This is a genomic window from Haloarcula hispanica ATCC 33960, assembly GCF_000223905.1.
GTDB classification, from domain to species: Archaea; Halobacteriota; Halobacteria; order Halobacteriales; family Haloarculaceae; genus Haloarcula; species Haloarcula hispanica.
The window spans coordinates 2,770,965-2,782,711 of the sequence record NC_015948.1; the positions used below are offsets into that span (position 1 = coordinate 2,770,965).

At 64.9% G+C, this 11,747-nt stretch carries 14 protein-coding genes; 7 read left to right on the top strand and 7 right to left on the bottom strand.

All coding sequences use genetic code 11. The features are described from left to right. The first annotated feature begins 35 nt into the window (after window positions 1–35). The 3 genes from yciH to HAH_RS14010 all read left to right on the top strand — a co-directional run bounded on the left by yciH (window position 36) and on the right by HAH_RS14010 (window position 3,808). A complete protein-coding gene (yciH, locus tag HAH_RS14000; protein ID WP_004516073.1) occupies window positions 36–329 on the top strand; it encodes a stress response translation initiation inhibitor YciH in 294 nt (97 codons plus the stop codon). A gap of 250 nt (window positions 330–579) precedes the next feature. Beyond that, a complete protein-coding gene (locus HAH_RS14005) occupies window positions 580–2,886 on the top strand; it encodes a CARDB domain-containing protein (protein ID WP_014041505.1) in 2,307 nt (768 codons plus the stop codon). 40 nt (window positions 2,887–2,926) lie between these two features. After that, window positions 2,927–3,808: a DMT family transporter gene (locus tag HAH_RS14010; RefSeq protein WP_044952050.1), complete on the top strand. Its 882-nt coding sequence runs from the start codon at window positions 2,927–2,929 to the stop codon at window positions 3,806–3,808. 5 nt (window positions 3,809–3,813) lie between these two features. Here the strand turns inward: HAH_RS14010 and HAH_RS20010 are convergent, their stop codons facing one another. Next, entirely contained in the window at window positions 3,814–3,978 is a 165-nt protein-coding gene (locus tag HAH_RS20010) for a DUF7331 family protein (RefSeq protein WP_004590650.1), read from the bottom strand. Window positions 3,979–4,100: 122 nt separating this feature from the next. On the opposite strand from HAH_RS20010, the gene thiD reads away from it, so the two are divergent. Beyond that, complete coding sequence (gene thiD / locus HAH_RS14015) at window positions 4,101–5,477, top strand: bifunctional hydroxymethylpyrimidine kinase/phosphomethylpyrimidine kinase (RefSeq protein WP_023843441.1); 1,377 nt, start codon at window positions 4,101–4,103, stop codon at window positions 5,475–5,477. A 75-nt stretch (window positions 5,478–5,552) separates the two neighbouring features. After that, window positions 5,553–6,188, top strand: a complete 636-nt coding sequence (locus HAH_RS14020; RefSeq protein ID WP_014041508.1) for a DsbA family oxidoreductase — start codon at window positions 5,553–5,555, stop codon at window positions 6,186–6,188. A gap of 42 nt (window positions 6,189–6,230) precedes the next feature. Here the strand turns inward: HAH_RS14020 and ddh are convergent, their stop codons facing one another. Both ddh and HAH_RS19710 read right to left on the bottom strand, forming a co-directional pair. Beyond that, window positions 6,231–7,157 carry a D-2-hydroxyacid dehydrogenase gene (ddh, locus tag HAH_RS14025; protein WP_014041509.1) on the bottom strand — a complete coding sequence of 309 codons (927 nt, stop codon included), beginning with the start codon at window positions 7,155–7,157 and terminating at the stop codon, window positions 6,231–6,233. A gap of 62 nt (window positions 7,158–7,219) precedes the next feature. Further along, window positions 7,220–7,396 carry a hypothetical protein gene (locus tag HAH_RS19710; RefSeq protein WP_014041510.1) on the bottom strand — a complete coding sequence of 59 codons (177 nt, stop codon included), beginning with the start codon at window positions 7,394–7,396 and terminating at the stop codon, window positions 7,220–7,222. A gap of 165 nt (window positions 7,397–7,561) precedes the next feature. Here HAH_RS19710 and HAH_RS14030 point away from each other — a divergent pair, with 165 nt between their 5' ends. Both HAH_RS14030 and HAH_RS14035 read left to right on the top strand, forming a co-directional pair. Continuing rightward, complete coding sequence (locus HAH_RS14030) at window positions 7,562–8,656, top strand: sulfite exporter TauE/SafE family protein (protein WP_014041511.1); 1,095 nt, start codon at window positions 7,562–7,564, stop codon at window positions 8,654–8,656. A gap of 4 nt (window positions 8,657–8,660) precedes the next feature. After that, window positions 8,661–9,098 (top strand): universal stress protein, encoded by a 438-nt coding sequence (locus HAH_RS14035; RefSeq protein ID WP_014041512.1) that lies wholly within the window; start codon window positions 8,661–8,663, stop codon window positions 9,096–9,098. A 31-nt stretch (window positions 9,099–9,129) separates the two neighbouring features. Here HAH_RS14035 and HAH_RS14040 read toward each other — a convergent pair whose 3' ends face one another. From HAH_RS14040 to HAH_RS14055, 4 genes are all read right to left on the bottom strand, one after another. Then, a complete protein-coding gene (locus tag HAH_RS14040; protein WP_014041513.1) occupies window positions 9,130–9,648 on the bottom strand; it encodes an HPP family protein in 519 nt (172 codons plus the stop codon). Window positions 9,649–9,740: 92 nt separating this feature from the next. Further along, window positions 9,741–10,508 carry a glycerophosphoryl diester phosphodiesterase membrane domain-containing protein gene (locus HAH_RS14045; protein ID WP_014041514.1) on the bottom strand — a complete coding sequence of 256 codons (768 nt, stop codon included), beginning with the start codon at window positions 10,506–10,508 and terminating at the stop codon, window positions 9,741–9,743. A gap of 62 nt (window positions 10,509–10,570) precedes the next feature. Further along, window positions 10,571–10,918, bottom strand: a complete 348-nt coding sequence (locus HAH_RS14050; protein ID WP_044952312.1) for a thioredoxin family protein — start codon at window positions 10,916–10,918, stop codon at window positions 10,571–10,573. A gap of 97 nt (window positions 10,919–11,015) precedes the next feature. Beyond that, window positions 11,016–11,576, bottom strand: coding sequence for a sugar O-acetyltransferase (locus tag HAH_RS14055; protein ID WP_014041516.1), 561 nt, complete (start codon window positions 11,574–11,576; stop codon window positions 11,016–11,018). Window positions 11,577–11,747: the final 171 nt, after the last annotated feature.

Genomic DNA, 11,747 nt, shown 5'->3' on the forward strand with positions numbered 1-11,747 from the left:
GTGTTTAATAGGTCGTGTTCGTAGGCGCGATTGTAATGTCGGAAGTCTGCTCGACGTGCGGGCTGCCTGAGGAGCTCTGCGTCTGTGAGGACGTCGCTAAGGAGTCCCAGGAGATTAACATCCGCATCGACGAGCGCCGTTACGGGAAGGAGGTAACGATTATCGAGGGATTCGACCCGAAAGACGTCGACATGGACTCGCTGTCCTCAGACCTCAAATCGAAGTTCGCCTGCGGTGGCACTGTCGAGGACGGGCAGATAGAGCTCCAGGGCAATCACACGGGCCGCGTCGAGGATTTCCTCCGCGACAAAGGTTTCAACGTCGCCTGAACTCCTGACTGCCAACGGTTCTCGTGAGAGCGCCGTGGCAAGCCACTGCTGTGACCTGCTCGCCAGCTTTTCAGTCTGGTCTGCTCGCGAGTGGTCGCTGCGGCCGGCCACGAGTGGTTCAGGTCTGGCTGTTTTTTTTACCGTCGTGGGCGCTTCTGGTAGCGACCGGTCGAGACAGATTTTGTTGCATGATACCAGCACCCATAATCGGCGGTCAACTATTTCAACCACGGGGAGGTAACTGTTTGCAATGTTCGTTGTACCCCGACGGGTGGTGGCCGTCGGACTCGTGGTCCTTCTCCTCGGTGGGGGATTCGCGTCGCTCCCGGTGGCGGCGAGCGCTGACCACGGGGCGGTGACCGGGGCCAGCGTCGACACAGCAGTCGGCGGAGACAGCGAGAACAGTACGTATCAGGCTGATAGGACGTCAGAGCAAGATAGTGGTGGGACAGTCGAGACAGCGGCCACTGCCGAGGCGAGCGGTTCGCTAGCCCGGGTCGGAAGTGCCGATACACACCGTCGACGGCCGCGGCGACAGGGTGGGAACACTGCCGGAGGGGCCGTCGCGATGGCGGCCAGCATTGAGACAGGGACAGCCACGTCGGGTGCGACACAGACCGACGACGGCGACGTGATTCAGCAGACACAGACCTACGCGCGCATACCGGAGGAGCCGGGCGAAGTCGCGGTGACCCTGACCTACGAGGTTCCGGACCGGGTCGTCGACCTCGAAACACACGTCCCAGCGGAAGCGACGGTGACTGACACCGACGGGTTCGAGCGCGTCAACGAGTCCGTCTACGAGTGGGAAGAAACGACGGATACGGCGACGGTCAGCTACCGCATCAACCCGAACCGGACCATCGAGAAGAGCGGTCCGGAGGGGGCCGAGGGCCGCTATCTCAGCGTCGATACGGGCGACTGGGCGCTGCTCACGCGGTCACGGACGCCGACGCGCTGGCGCTACACTGGCCAGGACCCCGTCAGGTACAACCGGACACTCCGGACGGCAGGCCCGGGTGCGGCGGGCGAGGAGATCGTGTACCTCGGCGAGGTAGCGACCTTCGAGGAGACGGCGCACAACCAGACGTTCACGCTGGCTATACCGGAGCGGGCGACGATGACGGCCTCGCCGATTTCGGTCCTCGACTCGATGGCGAACGCGTCGAACGCCCTCCGGGTCGGTGACCGTGACGAGCAGGTGTTCGTCGTCGCCGCGCCGTCCGAGGCCGTCGAGTGGGGCGTCGAGGGGTATCAGATCGGTGACGCAGATATGTGGGTCCAGTCCCGGCAATCGCTGGATACCGCCAACAACGTCTGGCTCCACGAGTACGTCCACAGCCGGCAGGCCTACGAGACGACGCGGGAGACGCGGTGGACGGTCGAGGGCTGGGCGACGTACTACGCCGCCGTCCTGACGCTGGAACAGGACCGGATCGGGTTCGACGAGTTCCGGGCACAGCTCGCAGCGGGCGGACGCCCCGTCTACAGCGACGTGGCGCTGACGGACCGGTCGAGTTGGACGAACGACGCGAACTACAGGAAGGGCGCGCTGGTAGCCGGGCGGGCAGACGTCCATATCCGCTCGGCTACTGACCGCAACAAGACACTCCAGACTGTGTTCCAGTCGCTAAACGGCTACCGCGACCCGGTCACGCAATCGCAGTTCCTCAGCGAGGTCGAGGCCACTGGCGGGGCAAGCGTTCGGAACACGACCGCGACGGAGACCGAAACGACAACAACGGTGGCGATGTGGAACGAGACGACGCACCGGCGGTTGTTCGGTGCGATCCCCGCCCGTATCGGCTACAGCCTCCCACCGGTCGACCGCGCGGACGCCTACCGTGCAGACAGTCTCTACCGGTCTGACGCACCCGTCGGCGGGAGCGAACCGATCCGGCTGGCGACCAACGAGACGCTCGCGGTCGACGCGGTCGTCGAGAACGCCGGCGGTGATGCGGGAGCGTACAACGTGACGCTCGCGGTCAACGAGACCGTCGTCGCCGCGAAACAGGGCCAGATCGAACCGGGGGAGCGGACCGAGGTCGAAGTGACACACACGTTTGCCGACCCCGGCCGATACGTGATCAGTGTCGACGGCGACACCGTCACTGTCGTGGTGACGGAACCGGCAGCGGCCAGCGTCACTGACGTCACCGCGAGTCCGCAAGAAGTCAGGCAGGGGGACAGTGTGGACGTGACCGCCACTGTCGCCAACGACAACGAGATTCCGGGGACAATCGCGGTCGAGTTCCGCCGCAACGGCACCGTGTTCGCGGAGCAACGGCTGTATCTCCCGCCACAGGCGACGACGACAGTCGTGCGGACGGTCACCCTCGGCGAACCCGGAACAGTCTCGCTGTCGGCGGGTGACGGACGGACCGCGACGGCGGTCGAGGTGGTCGTCTCGACCGAAACAGCCGAACCAACGTCGACGCCGACGGAGCGGCTCACAGACACACAGACGACAGCCGGCGAGGGCAACGGCTTCACCGCGCTCGTGGCCGGTCTCGCGGTGTTGCTTGCGGCCCTGATCGCCCGTCAGCGCGGTTCCTGACACGAGGCCGAAGGGAACAGTTATTGCGGTCGGCTAGCCGTTGTCAACCGTGAACGTCGGAATCGCGTACGCCGTTCTGTCGGCGCTGGTGTTCGGGGTGTACCTGTTCGTGATGAAGCGGTGGTTCACCGAGTATCCGTCGCCGGTGTTCCTGTTGCTTACGTACAGCCTGGTCCCCATCGTCTACCTCCCCATCGTCTTCGTCAGCAACGAGCCCTTCCTCCCGGCGGGCAACCGCGTCAACGTCCTCTCGTCGGTTCTCGCCGTGACGGCGGTGACGGCGGTTGGACTGCTCACCCTCTTTCGAGCGATCCGCGTCGGCGAAGTCTCCTACGTGTCGCCGATCAGCAAAATCGTTCCCGTGTTCGTGTTACCGCTGGAAGTCGGACTGCTGGGCCAGCATCTCTCGGCGCTGCAGGTCGGCGGTGTCGTCGTCGCGACCGCCGCCGTCTACGTCGCGAACTGGCAGGGCACAGCGTTGCTGGCCCCGCTCAAGCGGGCCCGGAAGTCCCGGCCCGCACAGCTAGCCTTACTGTCGGCTGCGGCGTTCGCGCTCGTCGATGTAAGCAAGCGGGTGCTGATGCAGGAACTGGCCGTCGAACCGACGACCTACATCCCGGTGATGGCCGTCGGCATCGCCGTCTTGATGACGCCGCTCGCGTTCCGGTATCAGGTCCCGCCGGGATGGCGGGGGGACCTCCCGAAGTTCGTCGTCGCGGCGATGTTCGTCGCCTACGCGAACCACATCGTGTTGCTGTCCTTCCAGTTGCTCCCGGCGAGTATCGTCTCACCCATCGTCAACGGGCAAGCCATCGTCGCCGTTATTCTGGGCGCGATTGTTCTCGACGAAGCGCAGTTCCGAGCACGCCTGGCCGCTGCGGGGCTGGCTATCGTCGGTATCGCGATGATATCGGTCGGATAGAAAGGTCAGGCCGACTTTCGTTCCGACGAGCAGCCGACTTGTACCGCATAGCTGGATTGAAGCCACGCGGTCGGGTTCTCGGTGTCGTAGACGACGACGTCGCCGCCGCCAGTTGTGAAGCTGCCGTACTGCTCGTCGGAGTCGGTAGTATCGCGCGACGCTGGTTCCATTGTGGTACAAGGGCACATCCGACACAGTGACACATAAATGTTTCTCAAATGTAGTATGGAGTAATATTAGCATACTAGGATTTGGCCGCATAGTTTCGTCCGACTGAGAGACCAGCACCGATATGTGGCCGCCAGTGAAGTCATCAGGTATGACACGAGCGGACGCCCCAGTGACGCCGCCAGTCGTGCTGACCGTCGCCGGCAGCGACTCCGGTGGCGGGGCCGGTATCCAGGCCGACGTCAAGACCATCGAGGCCTGTGGCGGCTTCGGGACCAGCGCGATCACCAGCATCACGGCACAGAACACCACGGGCGTACAGGGTCAGCATCTGCTCCCGATTGAACAGATCGAGGCCCAGATCGAGGCGGTCACGGGAGATTTCGACGTGGCCGCGGTCAAGACGGGGATGCTCGCAACGAGCGACGTCATCGACCTGGTCGTGGAACACGCTGCCGACCTGCCGAACCTCGTCGTCGACCCGGTGATGGTGGCGGCGTCGGGCGACCGACTGCTGGCCGCCGAAGCCGAAGACGCCTACGAGACCCTCATCGCCGAAGCGACGCTTGTCACACCGAACGCCGACGAGGCCGCCGTCCTGACCGGGCGCGACGTCGACGACCCCGAGGCCGCGGAACAGGCTGGCCGCGACCTCGTCGAGATGGGGGCCGACAGCGCGCTCGTGAAAGGGGGCCACGTCCCGGGCGACGCCGTGGTCGACACTCTCGTAACCGAGGACGGGGTAACGACGTTCCGCCACGACCGCATCGACACCGAGGCCACCCACGGTTCGGGCTGTACGCTGTCCTCGGCCATCGCGACGCAGTTGGCCCACGGCGACGACCTGCCGACGGCAGTCGGAGACAGTATCGACCTGCTTGCGAGCGCAGTCCGGTACAACCTCGACGTTGGTGAAGGCCCGGGTGCGGTCCACCACCTCGTCCAGACGCGCAACGACGCCGCACGCCATCCGACGGGCGAGGCCGTTGAGCGGGCTGTGTCGGCGCTCGTCAAGGCGGACGTGTCGACGCTGGTCCCCGAGCGAGGGATGACCGTCGCCGGCGCGACGCCCTACGCGGAGACGCCGGACGCGGTCGCCGCCGTCGAGGGCCGCATCGCCCGCACGATGGACGGCGTCCGGCCGAACCGCGGCGTCCGCTTTGGCGCATCGACGACGGTGGCTCGTGCCCTGCTGGCCGCCCGGGAGCACGACCCAGCGGTCCGGTTCGCCGTCGACTGCCGACTGACCGATGCCATCGAGGACGCGCTGGCGTCGCTGGACGGCTCAGTCGCTACGTACGACCCCGACGAGCAACCGGACGAGGTTTCCGACGACGCCGCGGCACAGTGGGGCATCGACCGGGCGTTCGGGACCAGCGACGGAACGCCGGTCGCCGTCGTCGGCCGCGAGGGCGTGGGTACCGACGGCCGCGTGATGCTGCTCGCAGCGGACGTCGACGACCTCGTCTCCCGGGTGGAGACCATCGGGGACGGCGCGTAGCGGGCCGGTCGGTCGTGCGCTGTGTCGACACAGACGGTGACCGCGTTTAACCGCGAGCAACGCATACCCGGACGTATGAGTGAGACACAGTCGAGCGAGCGGATCACGGTCTTCTCGGACTACGTCTGCCCGTTCTGTTATCTCGGACGCGAATCGCTCAGGCAGTATCAGTCGACGCGCGAGGAGAAACTGGAGGTCGACTGGCACCCCTTCGACCTCCGGAGCGGGAAGCGCAACCCCGACGGCTCCATCGACCACTCCGTCGACGACGGCAAGGACGAGGACTACTACGAACAGGCCAAGCAGGGCGTCCGTCGGCTCCAGGATAAGTACGGCGTCGAGATGGATCTGGATATCGCCACCGACATCGATTCGCTGCCCGCCCAGATCGCCTCCTACTACGTCAAGGAGCACTACGACTACGAGACGTGGCTGACCTTCGACGTGGCCGTTTTCGAGGCGCTGTGGCAGGGCGGGCAGGATATCGGCGACGAGGACCTGCTGGTCGACCTAGCCGAGGACGCGGGCGTCGACGGCGACGAGATCCGGTCGGCGCTCGCGGACGACGGCCTCCGGTCTGCGGTCCGCGAGAAGTTCACGGCGGCCAAGCGCCAGGGCATCACCGGCGTCCCGACGTTCGCGTACGACGGCCACGCCGCCCGCGGCGCGGTCCCGCCCGAGCAGCTAGAACGGCTAGTCGAAGGCACCTGAGCGGCGCAGCCGGTCGCTGTACTCGAATAGCAGGAAGCGAACTTACGCGACGCGATTCCGCAGTGACTTGCCGCGGTCGATCCGTTCGATGTTCTCCTGAACGAGGGCCGCGATATCCTCGTGATACCGGTTCGTGAACGCGGCGACGTGTGGCGTTACGATGACCGACTCGTGGTCCCAGAGCGGATGGTTCGCTGGCAGCGGTTCCTCCCAGTGGGCGTCGAGGGCCGCCCCGGCAATCGTCCCGTCGTCGAGCGCGTTCAGCAGCGCGTCCTCGACGACGACAGGCCCACGGGCGACGTTGACGAGGTAGCTGTCGGCCCGCATCTGCGCGAGCAAAGCGGCGTCGACCATGCCTTCGGTTTCTACGGTGAGCGGACAACACAGCACGACGAAGCGTGCGTCGGCGACGGCGGCGTCCAGTTCGTCGGGTGTGTACACGCGCTCGACGTTCTCGGCGGGGTCACCGGAGCGGCGAACGCCGACGACCTCCATCCCCAGCGCGTCGGCCCGGTCAGCGATTCCCTGACCGATGGTGCCCAGACCGGCCACGCATACCTGCTCGCCAGTCAGCGTGAACGGCGCGTCGTACGGTTCCTGCGTCCAGTCGTTGTCGCCCTGTCGGTCCCGGTAGACGTGGAGACGGCGAGCAAACGCCGTCAGATAGCCGACGGCGGTTTCCGGGACGGTGTCGCCGTGGATACCAGTGCTGTTCGTCAGTACCGTCCCGGCCGCCTCGTAGGCGTCCACGTCGAACTCGTCGTAGCCCGCACGGATGCCGTGGACCCAGGCGGCGTCCAGAAACGCCTCCCGCGGAGAGAACGTGACGACGCAGTCACTGGTATCGAAGGTTGCGTCGTCGCCGACAACTTCGACAGGGACGCCGAGCCCCTGTAGCGCGGCGACCATCGCCTCCAGCGGACAGGCCTTCGCAACTGACTCGTGAACAGCGATTCTAGCGATATCCATGTCCGTCCCTGCGGCGGGGACAGTATAGTCCTTTTCCGGAACGCGGCGAAATGTCGAACCGATCAGTCCCAGCGGCTTTCGAGCGCGTCGACACGCATCTCGATGTAGCGGCGGGACCACCGCTTCGAGAACCGTCGCAAGGCTCCAAAGAGTCCGTCTGTGTCCGCGGCGTCGGCAGAAACGTCTTCATCGTAACTCGACCGGCCGCCCGACTCCATCGGTCCCTCTGGAAAACTCATAACGATATGTGTTACCACGGGCTGTGAAATAAATATTAGGGATATTAGGCCACCGGAGACCTCGTGTGTTTTTGCCGTCTTCGCGTATTTATGCCATCATTTTTGAAACAAGTACAGACAACAAGGGATTTAAGCGATAATTAACAATGCTGGCTTCACGCGTCAATGACCACGTCGTCACCGTCCAGTCGACTCCAGAAGGGGTTTCTCAAGTACCAGCACGTCTTCGTGTTTCTGGCACCACTGCTGTTCGTCGTCGGTGTGTACACCGCCGCACCGACGCCCGCGGACGCGGGCACCGGCTACTGGTTCGAGTACTGGTGGCTCTGTATCGCCTTCGTCACTGGTGCAACCATCGTCAACACGGTCGGTATCAGCGGGTCGGCCCTGTTCGTTCCGTTTCTCATCTTCATCTTCCCGCTACTAGCCGGAGAGACGCTGACACCGGAGACACTGGTGAAGGTCGGGCTCATCAGCGAATCGTTCGGCCTCTCCAGTTCCGCACTCGCGTTTATCCAGTACGGGCTCGTCGACCGACGGCTCGCGCTGAGCCTCGTCCTCGGGAGCGTGCCCTTTGTCATCGCCGGCGCGCTACTGTCGTTTGTCATCCCGGAGCCGCTGTTTCACGCGTTGCTCGGCATCGCTCTGCTGGCGGCGTCGTACTTGCTTTTCAAGGCTGACCTCGGCCACGAGGAGCCGGGCGCGGCAGGCGACAGTGACCCGGAGGTATCGGCTGATGGGGGCGACGCGACACTCCCCGACGACGACAACAAGCTCGGCCCGGCCGGCGTCGAAACGGCCGACGACGGAGCAGTGACGCGCGTCGACCGCGACGGCAACGACTACGGCTACACGCGCGGCGGCTATCTCGAACGCTTCGCGAACTACAGCATCGGCGGCGTCTTCCAGGGACTGGCCGGCTTCGGCGTCGGCGAACTGGGCATCATCTCGATGCTCCGGACAGAGGTCCCTGTCCGGGTCGCCATCGGCACGAACCACATCGTCGTCGCGACGACGGCCGTGCTGGCGTCGCTGGTTCACGTCTTCGGCGGCGGCCTCGTTCCGGGCGCGCACTCGATCGACCTCGCGTCGACGCCGTGGAACATGGTCGTCTGGACTGTGCCCGCGACCGTCACCGGCGGCCAGATCGCACCGTACGTCTCGACCGCACTGGATACCGGGACCATCAAGAAGTTCGTCGGCGGGCTGTTCGCAGTCATCGCCGTAGCGCTGTTCCTGATGGCGACGGGTGGTGTCTAAGACGATGTACGACACGATCCTCCTCCCGACCGACGGCAGCGACGGTATCGGTGCGGCCGCGAGGCATGCCGGAACGATTGCAGGTCGGTTCGACGCGACAGTCCACGTCCTCTCGGTCGTCGACACCCGCAACCGGTTCGAGAGCCCGTCGAGCGGTCTCTCGACCGACGCATGGATCGAGGCGGAGCGGGAGCGCGCAGGGACGGCCATCGATGCGACCGTCGCCGAGCTACCCGACGACGTTTCGGTCGAGACCACACAGCGAGAGGGCGTCCCGAAGACGGAAATCGTCGACGCCGTCACGGAGATTCCGGCGGACCTCGTCGTGATGGGGACCCACGGCCGGACCGGACTGGACCACTATCTCATCGGCAGCGTTGCAGAGACGGTCGTCCGCGAATCGCCGGTGCCGGTGCTGACCGTGCAACTGGCAGACGAATGAGACACAGCGGATAGCGGCCTGTACTGGCATATCAGACATCGACCGGACCCGCGCGAGACGAGCCGATAGCCCGGTGGTAGGCGGACAGCACGAGCGCGTGGAACGCGACGAGAACGCCGACACCGACGACGATGACTGCGACCTGCAGCGGCGTCGAGAGCAGCCCTAAGGAGACGATGAGCGTCGTCGCACAGGCCGGGGCGTGGACCGTGTCGGTGGCGATCATCCCCCAGCTCGTGGCGATGATCGAGAGCGTCGCGCTCGCGACGAGGCGGAGTCCGTCCGTCGAGAACGCGGCCGGATCCGCGACCAGCGAGACACCGCCGGCAAGCAGGCTGTACGCGACCAGCCCCGCGATGCCGCCGATGAGATGGCTCACGACGACGCTTATCAGGTCCGTCCGGTCGCCGTTCCGCTGGAAGGACAGGATGAACGCCGAGGGGCCCAGACTCGGGAAAATGAACGGCTGGCCGCTCGCCCACGCGAGCGTCCCGAGGACGACGAACAGCACGCCGGCGTACAGGCTCGTTCCGATCCGATGCCGTCGCATTGCTCCCGGTAGGAAACTGGACGGATAAGACAGTCACGGTCCGATAGAGTGGCGCTGTAGTCCCGGGGGACAACAGCGGCCAGCAGCTCCAGTCAGAGCGCGGTCATCGACGTATCGTCCTCGCTCGGGGCCGACGGCGGCCTCCCGTCACGCTCACGGAGTTGCTCGAACGCGACCGCGATAATCGCCGTGCCGTACAGCGACGCCAGTGGTTGGATGACGATGGTCGGAAGCTGCGAAGTCGGCCCCGAAAGCGCCAGCGCGCCGACGAATCCGATGACACCGCCGACGAGCGCCGCGGCGGTACCGACAATTAACAGCAGTCCGAACAGCGCCAGCCGGTTGCCCTCGGTGAGCCGATAGCTCTCTTTGAGCGCCGCGACGAAGTTCCGGTCTTCGACGATGACGTACGGCATCATGAAGATGAACGCGACGTAGGCGAAGATGCCAGGGATGAGGAGCAGGACCGACCCAATGAACACCAGTAGACTGTAGACGATTCCGCCGACGAACACGTTCACCATCGCCAGCGGTACGTTCCGAGTGAGCGCTCCCGTGGGGAAACTGTCACGCGCTCCGGCAGCGAACGTCCGGAAAGACACGATGGTGAGATACAGTGAGACCACAGAGCCAATGGCGATACCGGCACCAGCGACATTGAGCGAGATGTCGAGGGTCAGCGGCAGGGCTGCGGCGATCTCGCCGTATCCCATCCTGGTGTAGGTCGTCGCCACGATCGTGTTGAACAGTGCTTGAAAGCTAGCCATCAGGGCGAAAAACGCTACGAGTAGTATCGCGCCGGTACGACTGAACAGCCGATACCCCGCCTCTTCGAGGACGGAGCCGATTTGGAGGGCCATCAAGGGAGCGCTTCGACAAGCGGGGACATAAGTGTTGTCTCAGTGTGAGAAGGCCACTCGGTTCACGCGTCCGATTCCGACCCGCTTTCGACGAACTCGATTAGCTCCTCGGCCGGGACGAACCCGTCGGCACGGCGGTCGATAAGCTCCCCGTCGGCAAACAGCAGGAACGTCGGGACGCTCCGCACGTCGAACGCGTCGACGGCATCGAGGTCGCGTTTGGGATTGAATACGACGACTGTCGCGTCGGTGGCTTTCGCGGCGATGTCGAGTATCGGCTCCATCGACTTGCAGATTGTACAGCCGCTTGTCCGGACCATCGCCAGTACGCGGTCGGCCGTCGCCAGCACGTCGTCGAGTTCGTCCCGCGTTTCGACCGTCCGAACGCCGTGTTCCGTTGTCGTGTCCATATCTTCGGTCGTGGTGTCCATACAGTCAGTACGTGCCACAGCGCGAAGAACCCCGCGACGGGTCACAGCCGCTCAGCCACGCTTGCTGCGCGGGCCGTCAGTCCTCAATTTCTCGTACGACCGACGCGGGGTTCCCCTGAACGACGACGCCGGCGGGAACGTCGTCGGTCACGACAGCGCCGGACCCAACGACGGCGTCGTCGCCGATGGTGACGCCCGGATTGACGACCGCCTGGCCGCCGATCCAGACGTTGTCACCGATGGATACCGGCTTCCCGTACTCGACGCCGCTACGTCGTTCCTCCGGGTCAAGCGGATGCGTCGCGGTGTAGATGTGGACGCCCGGCCCGAGCAGGCAGTCGTCGCCGATATCGACCCGACAGACATCCAGTACGACGCAGTCGAAGTTCGCGTAAAAGCCCTCGCCGACGTGGATGTTGTCGCCGTAGTCACACCGGAAGGGCGGTTCGACGTGACAGTCCGCACCGACGGAGCCGAACAGGTCCTCGATGAGTGCCTGTCTGGTGTCGGTGTCCGATGGATCGGTCCGGTTGTACTCCCGGGTGAGTTCGTTCGCGCGCTCGCGAGCCGCGACGAGTTCTGGGTCGCTCGCGTCGTAGTGCTCGCCCGCGAGCATCTTCTCCCGTTCAGATACCATGCCGACCTACCTCCGAAGTCTCTCTCGCGGCGTAGCGAGGGATGGTCATAGTGGGCCGTCGGAGCGCCCTGATAAGAGGTGTTGGGGTCAACGATCCCGAACAATAACCCCCTCCGCAAGCCAGTTGAACAATCCACGCTGGGTGGGGCTTTCTGGCTGTTCGAAGTCTCA

What these genes read in the sequence shown, in the direction of transcription:
- HAH_RS20010 (WP_004590650.1), bottom strand. Translation starts at nt 3,978, where the DNA reads ATGGAACCAGCGTCGCGCGATACTACCGACTCCGACGAGCAGTACGGC.
- HAH_RS14035 (WP_014041512.1), top strand. Translation starts at nt 8,661, where the DNA reads ATGTACGACACGATCCTCCTCCCGACCGACGGCAGCGACGGTATCGGT.
- thiD (WP_023843441.1), top strand. Translation starts at nt 4,101, where the DNA reads ATGTGGCCGCCAGTGAAGTCATCAGGTATGACACGAGCGGACGCCCCA.
- HAH_RS14005 (WP_014041505.1), top strand. Translation starts at nt 580, where the DNA reads ATGTTCGTTGTACCCCGACGGGTGGTGGCCGTCGGACTCGTGGTCCTT.
- ddh (WP_014041509.1), bottom strand. Translation starts at nt 7,157, where the DNA reads ATGGATATCGCTAGAATCGCTGTTCACGAGTCAGTTGCGAAGGCCTGT.
- HAH_RS14040 (WP_014041513.1), bottom strand. Translation starts at nt 9,648, where the DNA reads ATGCGACGGCATCGGATCGGAACGAGCCTGTACGCCGGCGTGCTGTTC.
- HAH_RS14020 (WP_014041508.1), top strand. Translation starts at nt 5,553, where the DNA reads ATGAGTGAGACACAGTCGAGCGAGCGGATCACGGTCTTCTCGGACTAC.
- HAH_RS19710 (WP_014041510.1), bottom strand. Translation starts at nt 7,396, where the DNA reads ATGAGTTTTCCAGAGGGACCGATGGAGTCGGGCGGCCGGTCGAGTTAC.
- yciH (WP_004516073.1), top strand. Translation starts at nt 36, where the DNA reads ATGTCGGAAGTCTGCTCGACGTGCGGGCTGCCTGAGGAGCTCTGCGTC.
- HAH_RS14045 (WP_014041514.1), bottom strand. Translation starts at nt 10,508, where the DNA reads ATGGCCCTCCAAATCGGCTCCGTCCTCGAAGAGGCGGGGTATCGGCTG.
- HAH_RS14030 (WP_014041511.1), top strand. Translation starts at nt 7,562, where the DNA reads ATGACCACGTCGTCACCGTCCAGTCGACTCCAGAAGGGGTTTCTCAAG.
- HAH_RS14050 (WP_044952312.1), bottom strand. Translation starts at nt 10,918, where the DNA reads ATGGACACGACAACGGAACACGGCGTTCGGACGGTCGAAACGCGGGAC.
- HAH_RS14055 (WP_014041516.1), bottom strand. Translation starts at nt 11,576, where the DNA reads ATGGTATCTGAACGGGAGAAGATGCTCGCGGGCGAGCACTACGACGCG.